Raw genomic sequence first — 21,242 nt, 5'->3', positions numbered from 1 at the left:
TGACATGGATGTGCCCCGCCCCGCTCTGCTGATCCGCCTGCGTCGCCTCCTGCTGTGTGCGGGCCTGCTCGGCACGGTGTCGATCGCACAGGCCGAACCGCAATGCATCGAGCGCTACCCCACACCGGCGGCGCTGGCTTCGATGTTCGATGTGGCGCTGGATGCCAGCGAACGCCTGGATGCGCTGGACGGCGTGGACGTGGTGCTGATCGCACGCGGCGGCCAGGACTTGAGCAAGTACGGCTTGCGCCACAGCCACATGGCCTTCCTGCTGCGCGAAGACGATGGCCAGTGGCGTGCCGTACACCTGCTCAATCCGTGCAAGACGGCCGAATCGCAGTTGTTCCGCGAAGGCGTGGCCACGTTCATTGGTGAAACCTCCAGCCATACCGATCTGCGCATCGGCGTGCCCACGCCGGCCGTGCGCGACACGCTCAAGGCGATGCTGACCAAGCCCGGCATCCAGGCGCGTGCGCTGCATGAAGCGCGCTACAGCGTGGTGGCGTATCCGTTCCGCACCGAGTACCAGAATTCCAACCAGTGGGTGCTGGAGGTGCTGGCGGCCGCACTGGCGCAGAACCAGGACGGCACGCTGATCGTCAACCGCACCCAGGTGCAGGGCTGGTTGAAGCAGCACGATTACCAACCCAGCACGTTGCATATCGGCGTGGCCAAGCGGTTGGGCGCACGCTTCTTCGTACCCAATGCGGCGGTGACTGACCATCCGGCCAGCGAGCGCATTTCGGGCAACTATTCGGTGGTGACGGTGGAATCGGTGTTCGATTTCCTGCAGCAGCAGAAGGGGCTGCAACAGGAACTGTCGGTACCGCATGTGGCGGTCGCCGGTATTTCCGCACCGAAGCCTTGAACGGCTTGCCCTTTCCCTACCCAGGAGTCCTACCGTGAAACTGTTGAACGTATCTGCGCTGGCCATCGCCGTACTCGGCCTGCAGTTGACCACCGCGACGCCCGCTGCGGCTGGCAACGGCGAAAACACCTCGGCGGTGAGCGCGGTGGTGAGTGTGTATGCCGTGTCGTTCGTGGCGGCATCGCCGGTGTTGCTGGTGGCCGCGGGTGCGAAGAAGGTCGGCGATGCCTCGCGGCGTGACACGCCCGCCAGGGACAAGGCCGCACCGTTGCCGCCGATGGCCGTGCAGAAGGTGGAGGCCCAGGCCGATGGCGGCTACCACGTGGCGCTGCAGCGCCCCGATGCCCCGGACCAGAACGCGCTGTTGAACTGGCCGGCCCGCGCCGACAACCCCGCCGCACAGCTCAAGGTGGGCGACATGCTCGCCTTCACCCCCACCGCCCAGGCGGCGGGCTGGATGGTGACCGCCGCCGACGGCGCCACGCTGGCGTTCCTGCCCACCCCGCAGGCCGCGAGCGGGCAGCTGAGCGAACAGTGGTAACCCGGCTCCCACCTTTTTCAGGAGAAAGCAGATGAAACGGATATCGATGTTGGCGCTGGCCCCGATGCTGGCCCTGGTGCTGCATGCGCCGAGCGCGCAGGCGCAGGTCTACCCCAGCAGCAAGCACCCGGTGGCCAGCAGCGTGCTGATCACCTCGGTGGCGAGCCTGGCGGTGGTGACCGCGCCGATCTGGCTGACCTCGGCCGGGCTGAACAAGGCGCGCAAGGGCTCCGAGCGCCGCGCGCGCTTTGCCAATGCGACCGGCACCAAGGCCGGGCCGCTGCCGCCGTTGACCGTGGAGCGTGTTGAGCACCTGGCCGATGGCGGCTACCAGGTGGCCCTGCAGAACCCGCAGGCGCCTGGGGAGCTGGCCGTGCTGGCCTGGCCGGCGCGCCCGGACAACCCGGCCGCCGAGGTAACGGTGGGCGACGTGCTGGCCTTCGAGCCGACCCCCGCTGGGGCCGGCTGGACGGTGGCGGCGGCCAATGGCACCCCGCTGGCGTTCCTGCCCACCGCCGATGCGGCGGCCAGCAACCTGAGCGAACGCTGGTAAGTGAACCGGGCCGGGGTGGCCCTGCGCCGCCCCAGCCGGGATAATCCGCGGCTTCCCCGCCTTCCCCGGTGCGCCATGCCTGTGCGTCCTTCCCCCGCCTTTGCCCCGTTGACCGTGCGCGCGCTGCTGCTGGCGGTGCTGGCCATGGGCGCGGTGGTGCTGGGCTCGAACGTGCTGGTGCAGTACCCGATCAACGATTGGCTGACCTGGGGCGCCTTCAGCTATCCGGTGGCATTCCTGGTCAGCAACCTGATCAACCGTCGGTTTGGGCCGCAGGCCGCACGCAAGGTGGCCTGGGCCGGTTTCGCGCTGGCGGTACTGCTGTCGATCTGGATCGCCACCCCGCGCATCGCGGTGGCCTCGTGCCTGGCCTTCATCGCCGCGCAGCTGCTGGACATCACCGTGTTCGACCGGCTGCGCCGTGGCCATTGGTGGCGTGCGCCGATGGTGGCCACCACCTGCAGCGCGACGCTGGATACGACGATTTTCTGGAGCATCGCCTTTGCCGGCTCCAGCCTGCCGTGGGTGAGCTGGGCCGCGGGCGACCTCGCGGTGAAGCTGGCGATTGGCGTATTCCTGCTGGCCCCGTTCCGCGCGTTGCTGTGGCGGATGGCGCCGCGCACGGTGTAGGCAAGGGCAGCCACGCATGGCGTGGCGCTACCCCGCGGTGATGTGGACACCCGCAATGCATCCCATGTGCTGGTGGTAGAGCTACCCCATGGGTGGCTTCGCGGTGCTGGACGAAGGGCAGCCACGCATGGCGTGGCTCTACCCCCCGGGTGGGGACTCGAAGGGGAGGCCTGCCGCTTCGCAGGCGGCGCTGATGATGGCGCGCGCGTCTTCCAATGCCGGTGTGGGGGCGGCCAGGCGCGGGCGCCGGTCCAGCGTGCACGACAGGCCGACATCCAGCAGCGCGGCATGCGCGCTGTGCAAGCCATCACGGGTGCCGCCGGGCAGCCAGGCGATGTCGGCCAACGCGTCGATCAGGCGCGGCGTGTCGCGCGGCTGCACCAGCTGCGGATGCTGCGCGGCGCTGTCGAGCACGCCGGTCTGCAGCAGGAATTCCAGGTCGACGATGCCACCGGTGCCCTGTTTGAGATCCAGCCGGCCGGCATCACTGCGGTCCAGTTCGGCGCGCATGCGCGCGCGCATCTTGATCACGTCGGTGTACAGCACCGTGGCGTCGCGCGGGCGTGCCAAGGTGTCGCTGCGCACCTGTTCGAAATCAGCCAACAGGCTGGCATCGCCGGCAATGCCGCGCGCGCGCACCAGGGCCTGGTGCTCCCAGGTCCAGGCGCGTTCGCGTTGGTAGTCGGTGTAGCTGGCCAGCGAGGACACCAGGCTGCCCTTGCCGCCATCCGGGCGCAGGCGCACGTCGATGTCGTACAGGCGGCCGGCCGCGGTGACCGCACCCAGCAAGGCCATCACCTTCTGCGCAAGGCGCGCGTACCAGCGGCTGGGATCGAGCGGGCGCGGGCCGTTGCTGCTTTCCTGGTCGGCCGGGTGGTCGTGCAGGAACACCAGGTCCAGGTCCGAGCCGAAGCCCAGCTCCAACCCGCCCAGGCTGCCGTAACCAATGATGGCGAAACGCCCGCCGGGGATGTCGCCATGGCTGCGCTGCATGTCCGCCTGCACCATCGCCAGTGCGGTGACGACGACGGCCTCGGCCAGCTCGGCCAGCTGCCGGGTGCTGTCGACGGCATGCTGGCGGCCATCGAGTGCGGCCAGCGCCATGCGGAAACTGAGCGCCAAACGGGTTTCGTTGAGCAGGCGCAGTGCGCCTTCCGGGTCATCGATGGCAAGCGCGGCATTGCACTCCGCCTGCATCGCCGCCGCATCCGGCATCGGCCCGGACACGCGCACGTCGAGCAGTTCGTCCAACAGCAAGGGATAGGCGGCCAGGCGCTCGGCCAGCAGCGCGCTGCGCGCGAGCACGTCGACCAGCCGCGCCAGCGCACTGGGCTGTTCGTCGAGCAGGGCCAGGTAGCTGGTGCGGCGCAGGATGGCCTGCAACAGGCCGAGCACGCGCTTGAGCGCGGCGTCAGGCTGCGGTGAGCGGGTGGCGGCGTGCAGCAGTGCGGGCAGCACGCGGTCGAGCCGGGCGCGGGCGTTGTCCGACAGTGCGCGCACGCCGAGCGACTGGGCGAAATCACGCAGCGATTGATCGGCGCTGTGCGGGTCGTGGAAACCGGCGTCGGCCAGCACCTCGGCATGGCCGCCATCGGGCAGGCCCCGCCAGTAGCTGGCCAGCGCGTCCGGGGCGGCCTGGCCGGCGCGCGGGGCGAGCAACGCGGCGAACTCGGTGCTGACCCGCTCGCGTTGCACGTCGAGCGCAGCCAACAGCGCATCCCAGTCCGGGTAGCCCAGGCCGCAGGCGATGCGCAGGCGGTCGGTGGGATCGGTGGGCAGGGCGTGGGTCTGCGCATCGCGCAGCATCTGCAGGCGGTTTTCCAGGCGGCGCAGGTGGGCGTAGGCGTGCAGCAGGTCCTCGCCATCCTGCGCGGCCATCTGCCCGCAGGCCACCAGCGCCGGCAGCGCGTGCAGCAGGCGGCGCTCGCGCAGGCTGGCTTCGCGGCCACCGCGGATCAGTTGCAGCGCCTGCGAGAGGAATTCGATTTCGCGGATGCCGCCTGGGCCGCGCTTGATGTCGTCGTGCATCTCGCGCCGCGACACCTCGGCGGTGATCGCCGCCTTCATCTCGCGCAGGCCGTCGAGCGCGGTGAAGTCCAGGTAGCGGCGGTAGACGAACGGGCGCAGGGTCTGCAGCCAGGCTTCACCGGCGGCGATGTCACCGGCCACCGCACGCGCCTTGAGCCAGGCGTAGCGCTCCCAGTCGCGGCCCTCGCGCTGGAAGTACTGGTCCATGCCGGCGAAGGACAGCGCCACGCGCCCGGCACTGCCGAACGGGCGCAGGCGCAGGTCGACGCGGTGGCTGAAGCCGTCCACGGTGGTTTCATCCAGCAGCCGCGCCAGGCGCTGGCCGAGCCGGGCGAAGTACTCCTCGGCCGCCAACGGGCGGGCGCCATCGGACTCGCCACCCTGCGGATAGGCGTAGACCAGATCGACGTCGGAACTGAAATTCAGCTCGCCCCCACCGAGCTTGCCCAGGCCGAACACCACCAGCTGCTGCGCGCTGCCGTCGGCGGCTCTGACCACGCCGTGGCGGCCGGCGAACTCCTGCTCCAGCGCGGCCAGGCCGATGCCCAGGCAGTCTTCGGCCAGCGCGGTGGCGCCGGCCAGGGTGGCCGGGACGTCGTCGAGCCCGGCCAGGTCGCGCCAGATCAGCCGGGTGGAGGCGGCGGTGCGGTAGCGGCGCAGGCGCTGCGGCCACTCACTGGGCTGCTGGGGGTCGAGCACGGGCGGCGGCAACGGCGGGCAGTCCGGCTGGGCCAGATGCGACAGCAGTGCCGGCTGACGGCACAGGGTGTCGATGGCGAAATCGCTGGTGATCGCCAGCAGGCGCACGCGGTCGAGCACGTCGGCGTCAGGCGGCCAGTGCCCCCCCTCGGTCAGCGACAGGGCCAGGCGCGCCAGCGCGCGGTCAACCAGGGGAACGAGGGAGGCGGGGACGGCGTCGGCAGTAATCGGCATGCGGGGATTATGCAGGGCGGGCGCGTGCCGCGGCGGCAGGCCCATCGGCGCGCCCGGGTCAGGACGCCAGACATAAAAAAGCCCGCTTGCAGCGAACTGCCAGCGGGCTCTGCTCCCTCCCCCACGTCGGGATGCAGGTCGATCTTCTAGGGTCGGCCGATAAGTTGCACGCTGCACTGCAAAACGAAACTTGCGGGTACAGAAGTTCATCGCTCAGCTGAACAGGGACCTGGATCGTGCAAACGCCATCCCACCTTGGTCGCACACCCGCCCCGGCGTGGATCGCCGATAATGCAGATCCCCCCAGAAACGTTGTCGTCATGTCTGTCGATCGCATTGCAAACGCGCGTCTGCGTGACCGCGTTGTCTCCGCCGAAGCTGCCGCCGCCCTGATCCAGCCGGGTGAAACCGTCGCCATGAGCGGCTTCACCGGCTCGGGTTACCCCAAGGCGGTGCCGATCGCGCTGGCCCAGCGCATCGAGGCGGTGCACGCCCAGGGCCTGCCGTTCCAGATCAGCCTGATGACCGGCGCCTCCACCGCGCCGGAGCTGGACGGTGCGCTGGCCAAGGCCGATGGCATCGCCATGCGCATGCCGTTCCAGAGCGACCCGGATGCGCGCAACCGCATCAACGCCGGCCTGCTGGACTACATCGACATCCACCTCAGCCACGTGGCCCAGCATGTGTGGTTCGGCTTCTATGGCGAGATCGACACGGCGGTGATCGAGGTCTCGGCGATCCGCGAGGACGGTTCGCTGGTGCCCTCCACCTCGGTGGGCAACAACAAGACCTGGCTGGACCTGGCCAAAAAGGTGATCGTGGAGGTCAACGAGTGGCAGCCGGCCGGCGTGGACGGCATGCACGACATCTATTACGGCACCGCGCTGCCGCCGCACCGCAAGCCGATTCCGCTGATCCATGCCAACGACCGCATCGGCGAGACCGCGCTGCGCTGCGACCCGGACAAGATCGTGGCGGTGGTACGCACCAACGGCCCGGACCGCAACAGCCCGTTCAGTCCGATCGATGCCGCCAGCGAGCAGATCGCCGCCTACCTGATCGACTTCCTCCAGCACGAAGTGGCCAAGGGCCGCCTGCCGGCCAACCTGCTGCCGCTGCAGAGCGGCGTGGGCAACATTCCCAATGCGGTGTTGGCCGGCCTGGCCAAGAGCGGTTTCCGCGACCTGAGCGCGTTCACCGAGGTGATCCAGGACGGCATGCTCGACCTGCTCCGCGATGGCGTGCTGAGCTATGCCTCGTGCACCGGTTTTGCGCTGAGCCCGCAGGCGAACGAGACGTTCAAGGAGAACATCGACTTCTACCGCGAGCGCATCATCATGCGCACCCAGGAGATCTCCAACCACCCTGAACTGGTGCGTCGCCTGGGCTGCATCGGCATGAACGGGATGATCGAGGCCGACCTGTACGGCAACGTCAATTCCACCCACGTGATGGGCAGCCGGATCATGAACGGCATCGGCGGTTCCGGCGACTTCGCGCGCAATGGGTTCCTGTCCGCGTTCCTGAGCCCTTCGACGGCCAAGAACGGCACCATTTCGGCGATCGTGCCGATGGTCAGCCATGTGGACCACACCGAGCACGATGTGTCGGTGATCGTGACCGAGCAGGGCCTGGCCGATCTGCGCGGGCTGCCGCCGCGCAAGCGCGCGCGGGTGGTGATCGACAACTGCGCGCACCCGGATTTCCGCGACCAGCTCAATGATTACTTCGAGCGTGCCAGCCGTGACAGCTACGGCAAGCACACCCCGCACCTGCTGCCCGAGGCGCTGTCGTGGCACCAGCGGTGGCTGGATACGGGCACGATGAAGGCGTGACGCGAAACGCATCCCGGTAGTGCCGGCCGCTGGCCGGCTCTTCATGCCCCCCAAACGCAAGTCCGTGCTTGCGGCCGGTGATGCGTGGAGCCGGCCAGCGGCCGGCACTACCATCAGGCGGCCCGCAGCATGGTCGGTGATACGGGCGATCAGACGGTTCCGCAGCGTGGCCGGTGATGCGTAGCCGTCAGGCGGCCCGCAGGGTCGCCAGCGATTCGGCCTGCAGGCGGTCGTAGATGGCGAACTCGTCTTCAACCTTCAAGCCCAATGCCTGTTCGAAGGCCTCGCGGTTGGCATGCGCGGCATACGCGCGCTGCTCTTCGCCGCCCAGGTTGGACTGGAAGATGCCCGCGGCACTGACCGGCAGGAAGTCTTCGTAGACGATCGGGTCGGCACTGGCCAGCCCGGCGGCGATCAGCGCTTCGGCCGGCAGCTCGCCCACGGCCGCAGGGTCCGCGCGGCCCGCGTCGGTGAGCGCATAGCGGTAATAACCCAGGCCTTCGCGACGCAGGGTGGCATGGTCATCCGGGAAGGCAACGAACGCAGCCGCCAGGCGGGTGGGATAGTCCTGCCCGGTGCTGCCGGCACCGCCGCTGTCGCGCGCCTGGGCGAGCAGTTGGTCGTACAGCGCGCGGCCTTTGGGGGTAAGCGCCAGGCCGCGCTGTTCGATCTCGCCGAAGCGCGCGGTGTGGGTACCGGCATCGCCGGCGTCGCCATCGGGGAAGTGCACGGTTTCTTGCAGCGCCTTGAAGCTGGTCTGGCGCAGCAGGATCGGGCAACGCCGTGGCGGCGGGCCTTCGACCACGGCCTTGGCATCGATACCGCGCGCAAGCATGCCGGTCTGCGCCGCATCGATATCCAGCGTGCGCGGCGTGAGGTGGTTGATGTGCGGGCCACGGAAGCTGACCACGTCGGCGATCAGCCGATGCGCATCATGCAGCGCGTGATACGTGGCCAGCGACACGGTGGCATCGCCATGCCAGCGGAAGGTCTCCAGCGATTCGATGACGAAGCGACGGGCGTCGGTTTCGTTCAATCCACCGTCGCGCTCGGCCTGTTCGATCAGCGCCAGTGCGGTATCGGTGAAGATGCAGCGCTGGGCCAGGATACGCGCGGATTCCTCGCGCAGGGCGACGTTGTCGATCAGTTCCAGCCGCAGCAGCGAGGTGAACACGCGGAACGGATTGCGCGACAGGGCCTGGGCGGTGCGCGGGCGGAACGCGGTGGAATGCACCGGCACGCCGGCCACGGACAGGTCGTAGTAGCCCACCGGGTACATGCCCATCAGCGCGAACAGGCGGCCAAGCGTGGCCAGCTCTTCGGCGGTGCCGACGCGGATGGCGCCGTGACGTTCCTGGTCCAGGCGCGCGCGTTCATCAGTGCGGTCCAGCTGTGCCACCAGCGCCGGATCGGCGGTGAGCACGGCATCGTTGATCTCGGCCACCAGGTCGACCAGGGTGCCGTACAGCGGCACTTCGGTGCGGTACATGGTGGACATCGCCTGGGCGAACAGGCTGCGGATATCGTCGGGTGAAACGAAACGGTCGGCGCTCATTACGTACTCGGCAACGGATCACGGGGGGAAGGTGCGGCAGTTGGGCATTGTCGCCGAGGCGGCGGCGGACGGCGATCTGCACAGCAGCAAAGGCCACGGTTCAACGGGAGGGCGTGCAGCCACGCATGGCGTGGCGCTACCTGGGCTTGGATTCGGCGGTGGCGGCGTTCCGTTCGCGCTCGGCGCGGTTGCCGAGCTGGCGCTGCAGGGTGGCATCGAGCTTCACCGGGCGGTCCCAGTGGTCATGGCTGGCCACGATGGCGTGGCGCAGGGTGCGCCAGTGCGCGTTGGTGGGGGTGACCGGCAACCCGGCCACCACGCGCTCCCAACGCTTGGGCTCGCCCTCGTCGGGCACCGCGCGGCTCCAGGCCTGCACGCTGTCACGGCAGGAACGCGCGATGGCCTTGGCCCAGAAGCAGGCGAAATAGATGTCGCCGGCCTGCCAACCGTGGGTGTACATCAGCGCGGCGATGTAACCGCGCGAGACCCCGGCATAGCGCGCCACCTCGTCCAGGAAACTGTCCGGGTAGCGCTCGGCGTAATGGTTGATGTCCTGCAGCTGGTCGTCCACCCAGGCATCGCCGGTATCGACCACATAGGCCTCGGACTTCTCCGCCGTCTGTTGCGCGCTGGCCACCAAGGGCAGCGCCAGCAACATCAGCACGAGCAGCGCGCGCAGGATCATCGGGCGATTCCGCTGCGGCGCTGCATGCCGGTCAGGCCTGTGCCGCCTTGGCTTCGATGGCGCGCAGGGCCTGCGGCCAATCGAAAGCGGTGGGGGCTTCCACCATGCGCGGCTCGTCGTCGGCCACGCCGTGCTGGGTCTCGTGCGCCCAGGTCACCGCGTAGGGGGTATGGATGCCCCAGCCGCCCAGGGTGATCACCGGCTCGATATCCGAGCGCAGCGAATTGCCGACCATGCAGAAGCGCGCGATTGGCAGGTCGAATTCTTCCAGCACGCGCGCGTAGGTTTCCGGGTCCTTTTCGGACACGATCTCGATGCGTGGGAACAAGTCGCGCAGATTGGCGATTTTGATCTTGGCTTCCTGGTGGAACAGGTCGCCCTTGGTGATCAGTACCACCGGATAGTCGCGGGCGATGTCGCTGACCGACTCACGCACGCCGTCGATCAACTCGACCGGGTGGCGCAGGGTGTCATGGCCGATATCCAGGATCTGCTGCAGGTCGCGTGCGCTGATCATCTGCTGGGTGATCTCGATGGCCGCTTCGACCATCGACAGGGTCATGCCCTTCACGCCGTAGCCGAACACACCGAGATTGCGCTGCTGCACTTCCAGCAGATGGCGCGCGGTCTGGGTGTCGTGCACGTCGATGTAGCGCGACAGGATGTCGAGGTAATCCTGCTCGGCCTTGCGGTAATAGTCCTCGCTCTTCCACAGCGTGTCGTCACCGTCAAAACCGACCAGGCCGATGGCGCCGGTGGGCGCAGGCATGGAAGTCATCATCGGCCAAGGATAGCAACTGTGGCGTGCCGATCCCTAAAAGAAGGGCGGCCGAAGCCGCCCTTCCCCCTCACTGCGTTCCACCGGTGTCCAGCGGTGGTCTGCCCTTGCCTGCTACGGTTTCATGCCGGTGCCGGCTCAGTGGCCCGGCTGGGCACCACTGCCACTGGCGGCCTTGCCCTGCTGGGCGGCCACATACGCCTTGTACTCATCCGGGGTGAGTTCCCCGTCCTTGTTGGTGTCGGCCTGGTCGAAGACCTGGGACAGGCCCGCGTTGACCTGCGCTTCGGGCTTGCTGATGCTGCCGTTGCCATCGGTATCCACGCTGGCCCAGGTCTGGCCACCGCCACCGTTGGCCTGCGCCGAAGCCTGGGCGGCAGCGCCTGCGGCCGAATCTGCCGCATCACCGGCCTGGGCGGCAGCCTGCTGGGCCTGCGCGGCCTGGTTCTGTGCCTGCGCGGCGCTCTGCTTGGCCGACTGGGCCATCGCCGGAATGGCCAACACACTGCCAGCGGCGATGATCAGGGCGATCAGGGGCTTGCGGTTGCGAATCGTCATTGGGGTGGTCTCCTTGAAGGGGTCTCGCACGGTCGTTGTCTCCGCACGGCCTCCACCCTGCCAACCTGTTTGTGAATCGACATTGCGCTGCGATCGGCATCCGCACACGGTCTTAACCCGCTGCGCAGGCGCGTCGATTACCCGCTTGGTTATGTGCAGGTGAGCGGGTAGTAAGACGCGCATTCAATGGCCCCGGATTTAACCGGATCCAAACGAAACCTCAGGGTTCGTTGGCGTTTTTTTCGCCTGAGCGCGAACTGAACATCACCCAGCCCAACGCGACACCGGCGAGCGCGCCCGCCACTTCCAGCACCACCCGCGAGCCCAGTTCGTTGGGATCGTGGATGGTGGCCAGGAACAGGCGCGCATACAGCGGCGACTCCAGCCGCACCATGCCCATGTAGAACAGGTTCCAGGCGTCCACACCGGCACCGCCGATCACGGCGATTACACAGGCCCAGCCGATGGCGTGGCCGGCCGACCAGTCTGCCCAGCGACACAGCCGATGCCACAGCGCATACACCAGCAGACCGAGCACGAACGCGATCAGGCCTGCTTCCAGGGTGCCCAGCAATCCAAAGTGCAGCGGCAGGTTCATCGTGGTCCGGTCGAGAGGGCGATGCACAGTGTAGCGGCCCGCCATGGCGGGCCGGCCAGGTGCAGCTGCGCTCAGCGCACCGGCACGTCGTAGGCGGTGTACGGGTCCGGCTCGGGCTTGAGGGTGTAGTGCCACCACTCCAGCGGGTAGTTCGCAAAGCCCTGCCGTTCCATCGCCTGGCGCAGCAGCTGGCGGTTGCGGTACTGGATGGGGGTGATGTCGGAAGCGTCGGTATGCGCGCGCGGGCCGAAGAAGTCGAAGTCGGTGCCCATGTCCAGCGCGCTGCAGTTGCCACTGCGGCAGTCCTGCAGCGTCAGGTCCACGGTGGCGCCACGGCTATGGCCGGAGGACTCGGCGATGTAGCCGCCGAGCAGCGCCGGCTTGTCCAGCCCCGGGTACTGCAGTGCCTTGCGCGATTGTTCCAGCGGGTCGTGCGCCCAGTCGACGAAGGCCTGCACCGACTGCGCCGGGCGATAGCAGTCAAACAGGCGCAGGCCAAAGCCGGAGGCGCGCAGGTCCTTTTCCACCGCGGCCAATGCGCGCGCGACGGGCTTGAGCAGGTAGCACTTCTCAGCCTCGTAGCCCGGCACCGCGCGGCCGGTGAAGTTGTTGGGGCCGGCGTAGCGCATGTCCAGCACGATATCCGGTGCCAGGCTGCGGATCTCGACCAGGCCGGCCTGCTCGGGGGTACGCACCAACGCGATCTTCACCGGCTGCGCGTGGGCGACGCCGCTGGCCAGCACGGCCAGCAGCAACGCGCTACGGACAATCGCCGATACGGGTGAAATGCAGGTCCTGGTAGTCATAGCTGAAGTCGATATCCGGGTCGATGGCGCTCAGCGTGAGCGTAGGCGGGGACCCCGGCTGTACCTGCAGCCAAGGCTCGGCATCGGCTCCGAGGGTATCCCACTGCAGCAGCCAGCGGCTACCGAGCTGCATCACCTGCCCCTGCAGGCGTGGGGACTTGTCCACGCTGAAGCGCAGGGTGCCCTGTTGCGGGCAGATGCTGGCCAGCCCCAGCCACGGGTCGCGGTAGCGTCCCTGCCAGACCGCGGTGGCCTGCACGCTGGCGGGGCGGCGACCACGGGTATCCGGACGCACGTGCCCGGCCTTGGCCTGCTGTTGCTGTTCGCGCTGCAGCTGGCGTGCATAGTCGAGCACGCCGGGGTTGGCCTGCGGTGCGGTGTAGTGCTTGAGCGCGGCCTGCATCAGCGCGGTGCGCGCATCCTCGGCCTCGGCGTTGATGAGGATCACCACGCCCACCCGTCGATCGGGCAGCAGCGCCACCGAGGAATACATGCCCGACAACGTGCCGGTGTGGGCGACCTTCCATTGCCCGTCCAGGTCCGACAGGCGCCAGCCGTAGCCATAGGCGGCAACGTGCGCGTTGTCCCAACGGCGCTGGCGCTCGCCCAGCGGCATGGGCATGTGCGCGGTCCACAGCGCGCGGCGCTGCTGTGCGTCGAGCCAGTCCGGTACCAGGCCGGGATCCAGCAGCACCTGCATCCAGCGAGTCATGTCGTTGAGACTGCAGCGGATGCCACCGGCGGCCATCGAAGTGAGGTCAGGGCTGATCTCGTCATCGGCAGCCGTAACCACGTTGCGTCCCTCGCGGCGGGCGTGCGGCTGGGCCACGTTGCCCACCTGGGCCACCGACCAAGCGCCCACCTGGCAGCGCTGCATGCCGAGCGGGACGAACACTTCCTCGCGCAGCAGCTGGTCATACGGCTTGCCCCCCGCTGCCGCCGCGACTTCGCCGGCCACCACATACATCAGGTTGTCGTAGGCGTAGCCGCTGCGGAAGCTGGTGACCGGTTTGAGGTGGCCCAGCCCGGCGATGATGTCCTGGCGGGTGAAGGCATTGGGTTCGGGCCACAGCATCAGATCGCCGGCCCCCAACCCCAGCCCACTGTTATGGATGAGCAGGTCGCGAACCTGCATGTGCTCGCTCACCCACGGGTCGTACATGCGGAACTGCGGCAGATGGCGGCGCACCGGGTCATCCCAGTGCAGGGCGCCGCGCTGCACCAGCCGCGCCAGCAGCGCGGCGGTCATGGCCTTGCTGTTGGAGGCGATCTTGAACAGCGTGTCGGCATCGATGGCCTCGCCGCTGCCGGCGCGGCGCTCGCCACGCGTGCCGACAAAGACGCTGCGGCCCTCCTGTACCACGGCCATCGCAGCCCCGGGCAGGTGTTCGTGCTCAACCACCTGATCGAGCATCTGCGCGAACGCGGCGGCGTCAGCATCAGTACGTGACGTGGCATCGACGGCCCAGGTGGCCGGGCAGACCACAAAAGCTAGAACCAACAGGGCCCAGTGGCCCTGCCGGCGTGCCGATGTCCGCGCGATGTTCAGCATGCTGCGCCCTTGGGTTCCGGCAGGCCCGTGCGGGCCTGCCGGCGTTGCGGTCAGAAGTTCCAGGTCACCATCAGCTGCGTGTACCGCGGTGACTGCCAACGCGTGCCGGTGTTGAAGGTGTTCTCACGCACCTGGCCGGGCTGGCTTTCATAGCGCTGGTGCACGTTGACGACAGTCTGGTTGTTGAACAGGTTGTACACCGACAGCCGCGCGCTCAGATCAATGCCATCCACCGGCAGGCGCCAGGTGATGTTGGCGCCCATGGTCCAGGTCCAAGGCAGGCGGCCGAAAGCACCGCGCGGGGAGTACTCGAACTGACGCTGGTTGTAGGGCCCGGAACAGTTGGCCACGCACAGCCAGCCGGTACCGCCACCGCTGCCTTCGCTGGAGGTACTGCCACCGGCGACGGTGTCGTTGGGCCACATCACGCCAAAGGCGGTGATCGGGCCACCGGACTGCACCTGCAAGGTGGTGCCGAACGACCACTGCTCATTCAGCGCATACGCCGCGCGGAACTTGAACTGGTGGCGGAAGTCGTTGAACAGCACCCCGTAGCGCTGGTTGTTGGACGGATGATCCCAATGCTGGACCATGCCGGTATCGCCGTAGTTGGTATCGGAATTGACCGGGCCTTCGAAGTTGCCATCGCTGCGCGACCACAGGTAGGACGCATTGAACATCCACTTCTCGTCCCACGCACGGTCGATCTGGAATTCCAGTGCCTTGTAGGTCCGCCGCGGCTTGGAATACCCCACCACCTCGCCGCTGCCCCCCTTGCGATAGCCACTGTTGGCCGTATCGATGGTGATCCAGCCCTCTTCGGCACAGCCGATGCTGGAATCGCCCCAGATGGTCAGGCTCTCGCCGGGATTGGCGATCGGCCACAACGTGCTCGGGGTTGGGCCGCACGGGGTGTAGTTGATGCGCATGTCATCCAGCGCGCGGGTCATGCGCCGGTAGGTAGCGTTGACGCCCCACGACCAGGCCTGGTTGATCATGGTCTGGAAGCCCAGGATGTACTCGTCCTGGTAGACCGCCTTGAGGTCCTTGTCCACGCTCTGGCGAAGGTCGGCCGCACCGGTGTTCATGCGGGTGTCGGTCGGGCCGATCTGCTGGCCGATGATCGGCGCCATGTAGGGCGCGCCGGTAATCGGATTGGCCTGCTGCTGCCAGCCCTCAAGCACATAGTAGGAGTACTCGTCGGTGAGGCCACCGGCGAAGTTGACGTTGATGTTGTTGGTCACCGGCAGGTAGTAGCGGCCGGCGTTGCCGAACAGCTTGGTGCTGCCATCGCCCTTCATGTCCCAGGAGAAGCCGACACGCGGCGCGATCAGGTCGTCCATCTTGATGAAGGCATCGCCATCGGCGGTGCGGTTCTCGAAGCGATCCCAGCGCACGCCCAGGTTCAACATCAGGTCCGGGGTAATGTTCCAGATGTCTTCCAGGTAGAAGGCGTTTGCTTCGGTCTCGAAGGTGCCGCCGGACACGCGATTGCGCCCCCGCAGCATTTCGGTGACACCGGCCGGCACGTAGGCGCCCGCGCCATCCCACACTTCATCGCCGGGGCGCGCCACGTAGGCGGTGTAGCTCAGCTGGGTGGGACCGGGGTAGCGGGTGGACTGCTTGGTGGTCATCAGCTCGCGATCCACGCCGAAGCGCAGCAGGTGCTCGCCGAGCTGCCACTCGAAGTCCAGCCGTGCCACTTCGCGGGTGTCATCGCGCTCGGCTACGGCCGCGCCGGTGGGGTGGCACCCCGGACGCAGGCCGTTGAGCTTGGACAGGCGAGTGGCGTAGGTGGCGTCGGTGAACACCGGGCTGCAGGCTTCATCCAGCGAGGAACGGGTGAAGGCACGCTGGTTGTTCTCGCCGATCATCGCGCGCGCGGTGAAGGTCTCACCGAAGTGGCCGGTGTAGGTCGCCGACCAGTTCTTGCCGCCGGTCTCGGTGACCGAGTCGCCACCATAGGCACCGATTTCCGCGTCATCCCAGTCGTAGTTGTAGGACGCGTTGGTGATCTCGCCTTCATCGGAGAACGCCAGCAGGGCCAGGCTGTGGTCATCGTTGATGTTCCAGTCCAGCTTGGCACCCCAGAAACCGTTGTCCGCCTTGTTGTCGAACCAGGTCAGCGCATCGGAGGAAGTGTTGTGGCCCTTGTCGTTGCGGTCTTCATACATCGCAAACAGGAACAGCTTGTCTTTGATGATCGGACCTGAGCCCCAGACATTGGTCTTGAAGAAGGAGTTGTCGTCGCGGCTGGCATAGGAATGCGCCGTGCCATCGCGATGGAAGTGGTCACGCCCGCTGGAGCGCCAGGCGCTGGGCTCGGCAGTGACTTCCACGCCACCTTCAAACTCGTTGGTGCCTGAGCGGGTCACCGCATTGATCACACCACCGGTGGAGCGGCCGAACTCGACCGAATAGCCGCCGGTCTTGACCTGGAAGTCACTGAAGAAGCCGAATGGTGCGCTGGAGAAGCCACGACGGGTGTACATGTCGGTGACGTTCAGGCCATTGATGAACACCGCGTTCTCGGCCACCGACGAGCCGGCGAAGGACAAGCCACCGAAGGACGAATTGCCGCCGACCACGCCCGGTGCCAGCAGTGCCACCGACGCCAGGTCCTGCGCCACGGGCAGGCGTGCCAGCTCCTGTCGGTTGACGTTGAAGGAGGTCTCGGTGGAAAAGACGTCGACCCGGTTGATCACGCGGGTACCCACCACCTGCAGTGCGTCGAGATTGACCACGCCACCGCCGCTGCCGAGATTGACCGTGGTGGTACCGCCCACCGCGACGCTGACTGCCACCGGTTCGCCAACCTTGCTGCCCTCGCGGCTGAGCTGCAACTGGTAGTCGCCCACCGGCAACTGGCCCAGGCGGTAGCTGCCATCCGCGCCGGCAGTGACGGTACGGGTCTGCCCCGTGCCCGCATTGACCACCGTGATCTGATCACCCGCCGCGGCACGACCGGCTACCGCACCGCTGACGTTCTGCGCCGACGCCGCCATCGGCAGCAAGCCCCCCAGGCAGGCCCCCAGAGCCACGCACAGCGCGGCCCGCTTCAACTTGTTCGCATTCATTCCCTGCTCTCTCCTGCAGATATGGAATCGTGGATACCGCCGTTTACCGCTTTGCCTCCAGTGGCACCACGTGCGACTGGAAGTCGTAGTTCCATTGATCGAAGTACAGATTGCCGCCAGACCATTCGGCCTCACCGCGCTGGGAATCCACCGTGTCCGAACGCATGTGCTGCTTGGCCGGTACCAGCGGCTGGGCGAAGTCATCGTTGAAGGCGATGCGGTAGGCATCCAGCCCGCCCAGGTAGAAATCACGCAGCGCCGGCTGCGGGCTGTCCAGCCGCCCGGTGGTGACATCCATCGGCACCCAGCCGTACGGCGCCAGGTACACCGCACCCCAGTCGTGCAGGTTGTTGTAGCCCACCGCATCGTCGGAATAGACCATGCCCGACTGCCAGCGTGCGGGAATGCCGTTGAGGCGCAGCAGGGTGATCAGCAGCAGGGTCTGCTGGCCGCAGTCGGCGTGGCCGGCATGCAGGGCGTAGTCGCTGATGTTGGAGATCGTCGCGTATTCGCGGGCGCCGGCCCAGGGAATCCGGTCAACCGCATCGAACAGCTTCTGCACGATCTGGTACGGGCGGGTTTCACCGTCCAGTACGCGCTGCGAGAACGCACGCAGCGCCGGCGTGAACACCACGTGCGGCGCCTGTTCGCGCAGATAGGGTTGCAATGCCGGGTCGTTCGGGGTCGGCTGTACCTGCGCGGGATCGATCGGAACATGCCGCGCATACACGGTGAGCGCGTAGCGGATCTCGAACGTGGTGGGCGTACCGGCCACGGCCTTGCGTTCGAGGTAGGCGGTGCGCTGCTGCGCGGTTGGCGGCGCGATGCGCGCGCCCTCGGGGGTGCTGGACGTCCAGTGGATGTCCTGCTGCTGGCCGGGAATGTCACGTGGATACGGAATCCAGGCGCGGATGGTTTCACCGGCCGGCACGGCGTCGGCCTTGACCACCAATGACTGGGTGACGTCCACGCGGCGCGGCACCAGGCTGGTCGCACCGTGCGGACGCGCGGCGGCGACAATCTCTTCATGGTGCGGCCCGAGTTTTTCGTAGGGCCCGTCCACCGGCAGTGGAACGCCGGGCGCGCGCCGGGCACGGGCCTCGGCACTGACCCGGAACAGGTTGGCCGGTGCACGCTTGAAGTAGCGGCGCTGTCCATCGATGTCCAGGTGTTCGATCAGGCCAGCCGCATCCCAGCGCGCGAACTCGTCCTCGCGCAGATCGGGGATCTGTTTACGCAGCTGCGCCTTGGCGGCATCGGCATCCAGGCTGAAATCCAGCCGCATGCGGCGCATGCGTTCGCGCTGGAACGCGTAGTCCTGGCGCATCGCGACACTCAGCGTGGCATCGTGCAGGGCGGCCTCGATCTGTGTATCTGCGGCAGCAAACTCCCCCCGGTCGATCTGCACGATCAGCACCGGCAGCGGCGTCTGCGCCGATGCGCCCAGCGGCGGCAACGCCAGCAACAGGCATGCCACGGCGCGCCAGGCGACGGTCTGCGAAGAACGGGGTTTGCGTGCAGCGAGATCCACAGCGACACTTCCCAACGCGCGGGTGGTAATCGCTGTGTAACACGGGGTGAAGAGCGCGTCAATAATTTATTCTTGCATTCGCAGCAAAAAGGAATAAATATTCCTGACGCTTCCGAGGAGGGTGACCGCTCGATGATCCTGGCTTCCCACCACCGCCCCGCGCGGTCCCCATGGTTGGCCCGCGCGCTGCTGCTGGCGTTGTTGGCGGGCGCGGCCGGCAGCGTCTGCGCCGACGCCCCGCGTACCCCGGCCGAAGCCGATTTCGGCGGCGTGATCGGGCTGCGCGAGGCCTACCTGGCGCCATCGTTCTGGGCCGATCGCCTGCCCGACCCGGACCGGGTCATCCTCGACCGCGCCGGCATCGCCGCGCAGAACGCGCGGATGCGCGCCGAAGACCGCTCTCTCCACGACCTGCGCGCCCTGCCCGCCACCCTGCCGCGTGCACAGGTACTGGCCAGCATCCAGGCGCTGTCCAAATGGCCGGAGAAGGCCACCTTTGGCCAGGACGGCCAGCCCATCAGCAGCAGCCAGCAGGCCGAAACCAAGGCCAATCTCGGCTTGCAGGCCATTCCGGCCGAGCGCCCGCTGCAGTACGGCCTGGTGACCCAGCGCGCGGCATTGCGTGCGTTCCCTACCGCGCTGCGGGTATTCACCACCGCCGGCGATACCGACATCGACCGCCTGCAGGAATCGGCGCTGTTCCCCGGCGATGCGGTGGCGGTGCTACATGAAAGCGCGGACGGCCACTGGCTGTTCATCACCAGCGAGCGCTACGCAGCCTGGATCGAGAAGCGCTTCGTCGGCCTGGGCGATGCCGCCACCGTGCTCGGCTACGGCCAGCACGGGCCATACCGGGTGATCACCGGCGCCACCGCGTTCACCGCCCATACCCCGGAAGAGCCGCGCGTATCTCGGCTGCAACTGGAAATGGGCGTGCGTCTGCCGGTGATCGCCGACTGGCCGCAGGACAAGCCCGTCAACGGCCAGCAGGCGCATGCCGCGCACGTGCTGCAACTGCCGGTGCGCAACGCCGATGGCAGCCTGTCGCTGCTGCCGGCGCTGCTGCCACGCGCGCAGGACAGCGCCGCCGACTACCTGGCGCTGACCCCGCGCAACCTGCTCACCCAGGCCTTCAAGTTCCTCGGTGAACGCTACGGCTGGGGCCACGATTACGGCACCCGCGACTGCAGCGGTTTCGTCTCGGAGATCTACCGCAGCTTCGGCGTGCTGGTACCGCGCAATACCAGCGCGCAGGCAGTCAGCCCGGCGCTGGACCGCATCGCATTCGCGCCCGGCGACGGCAAGGCCAAGCGCGAGGCGGCGGTGAAGCAGCTGCAGGTCGGCGACCTGGTCTACATCCCTGGCCACGTCATGGTCGCCATCGGTCATCTCGACGGCCGCACCTGGATGATCCACGACACCGCCGGTGGCAGCTGGTTCGGGGCCGATGGCAAGCGCGTGCAGGCCCACCTCAACGGCGTGTCGGTGACCCCGCTGGAGCCGATGATGGCCAGCGATACCACCAGCTACATCGACCGCATCACCAACATCCAGCGCATCCGGCCACAGACCCCCTGAATGAAGATCACCGACATCGAACTCGGCATGCTGCGCGTGCCGCTGAAAACCCCGTTCAAAACCGCGCTGCGCACCGTGGACACCGTCGAGGACGTGGTGGTGTTGATCCGCACCGACACCGGCCATACCGGCTACGGCGAGGCCCCGGCCACGGCGGTGATCACCGGTGATACCCACGGCTCGATCATCGAGGCCATCACCACCTTCATCAAGCCGCGGCTGATCGGCCAGGACGTGGCCAACCTCAACCACCTGTGCGGGTTGATCCAGTCGGCGCTGGAGCGCAACACGAGTGCCAAGGCCGCGGTCGAAATCGCCGTGTACGACCTGTGGGCACAGCTGCACAAGGCACCGCTGTACCAGATGCTCGGCGGTGGCGACCCGGTGATCACCACCGACATCACCATCAGCGTGGACTACATCGACAAGATGGTGGCCGACTCACTGTCGGCGATCGAGCGCGGGTTCGAGTCGTTGAAGATCAAGGTCGGCAAGGACATCGGGCTGGATATCGAGCGGGTCAAGGCCATCCACGCCGCCGTGCAGGGCCGCGCGCTGCTGCGCCTGGATGCCAACCAGGGCTGGACCGCCAAACAGGCCGTGCATGCGATGCACACGCTGGAAGAGGCCGGTGTGGTGCTGGAGCTGCTGGAGCAGCCGGTCAAGGCCGCCGATATCAGTGGGCTGAAGTACGTCACCGACCGGGTCAACACGCCGGTGATGGCCGATGAAAGCGTGTTCAACCCGGGCCAGGTGTTCGACCTGATCCAGCAGCGCGCGGCGGACATCATCAACATCAAACTGATGAAGACCGGCGGGCTCTCCAACGCGATCCGCATCGCCGACATCGCCGCCATCTACGGCGTGCCGTGCATGATCGGCTGCATGATCGAATCCAGCATCAGCGTGGCGGCCGCCGTGCACCTGGCCGTGGCCAAGAGCGAGGTGATCACCAAGGTGGACCTGGACGGTCCATCGCTGGGCCAGTTCAACCCGGTCACGGGCGGGGTGAATTTCAACGAATCGGAGATCACCATCAGCGACGCGCCAGGCCTGGGCATCACCGAGGTGCGTGGGCTGGAGATGATCACGCCGCCGCGGTGGTGACGGTGCAGCCACCCGTGGGGTGGCTCTAC

At 67.4% G+C, this 21,242-nt stretch carries 17 protein-coding genes; 7 read left to right on the top strand and 10 right to left on the bottom strand.

What is annotated here, in order from left to right:
- The first annotated feature begins 4 nt into the window (after window positions 1–4).
- The 4 genes from AC3IPM_RS02120 (at window position 5) to AC3IPM_RS02105 (ending at window position 2,592) form a co-directional block, all read left to right on the top strand.
- Entirely contained in the window at window positions 5–868 is an 864-nt protein-coding gene (locus AC3IPM_RS02120) for a DUF2145 domain-containing protein (protein ID WP_489302275.1), read from the top strand.
- Window positions 869–902: 34 nt separating this feature from the next.
- Window positions 903–1,409 (top strand): hypothetical protein, encoded by a 507-nt coding sequence (locus AC3IPM_RS02115; protein WP_489302274.1) that lies wholly within the window; start codon window positions 903–905, stop codon window positions 1,407–1,409.
- A 31-nt stretch (window positions 1,410–1,440) separates the two neighbouring features.
- Window positions 1,441–1,962, top strand: coding sequence for a hypothetical protein (locus AC3IPM_RS02110; RefSeq protein ID WP_489302273.1), 522 nt, complete (start codon window positions 1,441–1,443; stop codon window positions 1,960–1,962).
- A gap of 75 nt (window positions 1,963–2,037) precedes the next feature.
- Complete coding sequence (locus tag AC3IPM_RS02105) at window positions 2,038–2,592, top strand: queuosine precursor transporter (protein WP_489302272.1); 555 nt, start codon at window positions 2,038–2,040, stop codon at window positions 2,590–2,592.
- A 138-nt stretch (window positions 2,593–2,730) separates the two neighbouring features.
- Here the strand turns inward: AC3IPM_RS02105 and glnE are convergent, their stop codons facing one another.
- Complete coding sequence (glnE, locus tag AC3IPM_RS02100; RefSeq protein ID WP_489302271.1) at window positions 2,731–5,553, bottom strand: bifunctional [glutamate--ammonia ligase]-adenylyl-L-tyrosine phosphorylase/[glutamate--ammonia-ligase] adenylyltransferase; 2,823 nt, start codon at window positions 5,551–5,553, stop codon at window positions 2,731–2,733.
- Window positions 5,554–5,873: 320 nt separating this feature from the next.
- On the opposite strand from glnE, the gene scpC reads away from it, so the two are divergent.
- Window positions 5,874–7,388, top strand: a complete 1,515-nt coding sequence (scpC, locus tag AC3IPM_RS02095; RefSeq protein ID WP_489302270.1) for a succinyl-CoA:acetate CoA-transferase ScpC — start codon at window positions 5,874–5,876, stop codon at window positions 7,386–7,388.
- 187 nt (window positions 7,389–7,575) lie between these two features.
- Here the strand turns inward: scpC and hglS are convergent, their stop codons facing one another.
- From hglS to AC3IPM_RS02050, 9 genes are all read right to left on the bottom strand, one after another.
- The gene (hglS, locus tag AC3IPM_RS02090) at window positions 7,576–8,943 is read right to left on the bottom strand and encodes a 2-oxoadipate dioxygenase/decarboxylase HglS (protein WP_489302269.1); all 1,368 of its coding nucleotides are present in this window, start codon (window positions 8,941–8,943) and stop codon (window positions 7,576–7,578) included.
- A 136-nt stretch (window positions 8,944–9,079) separates the two neighbouring features.
- Window positions 9,080–9,628, bottom strand: coding sequence for a hypothetical protein (locus AC3IPM_RS02085; RefSeq protein WP_489302268.1), 549 nt, complete (start codon window positions 9,626–9,628; stop codon window positions 9,080–9,082).
- 31 nt (window positions 9,629–9,659) lie between these two features.
- On the bottom strand, window positions 9,660–10,409 hold the full coding sequence (locus AC3IPM_RS02080; RefSeq protein WP_489302267.1) for an HAD family hydrolase: 750 nt from the start codon (window positions 10,407–10,409) through the stop codon (window positions 9,660–9,662).
- 135 nt (window positions 10,410–10,544) lie between these two features.
- On the bottom strand, window positions 10,545–10,964 hold the full coding sequence (locus AC3IPM_RS02075; RefSeq protein ID WP_489302266.1) for an EF-hand domain-containing protein: 420 nt from the start codon (window positions 10,962–10,964) through the stop codon (window positions 10,545–10,547).
- Window positions 10,965–11,184: 220 nt separating this feature from the next.
- Window positions 11,185–11,562: a hypothetical protein gene (locus AC3IPM_RS02070; protein WP_489302265.1), complete on the bottom strand. Its 378-nt coding sequence runs from the start codon at window positions 11,560–11,562 to the stop codon at window positions 11,185–11,187.
- 71 nt (window positions 11,563–11,633) lie between these two features.
- Entirely contained in the window at window positions 11,634–12,368 is a 735-nt protein-coding gene (locus AC3IPM_RS02065) for a M15 family metallopeptidase (protein WP_489302264.1), read from the bottom strand.
- Window positions 12,322–13,920 (bottom strand): serine hydrolase domain-containing protein, encoded by a 1,599-nt coding sequence (locus AC3IPM_RS02060; protein WP_489302263.1) that lies wholly within the window; start codon window positions 13,918–13,920, stop codon window positions 12,322–12,324. Before AC3IPM_RS02060 ends, AC3IPM_RS02065 begins: the two co-directional genes overlap by 47 nt.
- Window positions 13,921–13,970: 50 nt before the next feature.
- The gene (locus tag AC3IPM_RS02055; protein ID WP_489302262.1) at window positions 13,971–16,997 is read right to left on the bottom strand and encodes a TonB-dependent receptor; all 3,027 of its coding nucleotides are present in this window, start codon (window positions 16,995–16,997) and stop codon (window positions 13,971–13,973) included.
- 43 nt (window positions 16,998–17,040) lie between these two features.
- Window positions 17,041–18,528, bottom strand: a complete 1,488-nt coding sequence (locus AC3IPM_RS02050; protein ID WP_489302261.1) for a transglutaminase-like domain-containing protein — start codon at window positions 18,526–18,528, stop codon at window positions 17,041–17,043.
- Window positions 18,529–18,660: 132 nt separating this feature from the next.
- Between AC3IPM_RS02050 and AC3IPM_RS02045 the strand changes: the two genes are divergently transcribed.
- Both AC3IPM_RS02045 and AC3IPM_RS02040 read left to right on the top strand, forming a co-directional pair.
- On the top strand, window positions 18,661–20,106 hold the full coding sequence (locus tag AC3IPM_RS02045) for a C40 family peptidase (protein ID WP_489302260.1): 1,446 nt from the start codon (window positions 18,661–18,663) through the stop codon (window positions 20,104–20,106).
- A complete protein-coding gene (locus tag AC3IPM_RS02040; protein ID WP_489302259.1) occupies window positions 20,107–21,213 on the top strand; it encodes a dipeptide epimerase in 1,107 nt (368 codons plus the stop codon).
- Window positions 21,214–21,242: the final 29 nt, after the last annotated feature.

It is taken from the genome of Stenotrophomonas sp. GL_111 (assembly GCF_057835245.1).
Note: the sequence above shows the minus strand (reverse complement) of the source record. Positions and strands in the feature narration are given on the sequence as shown.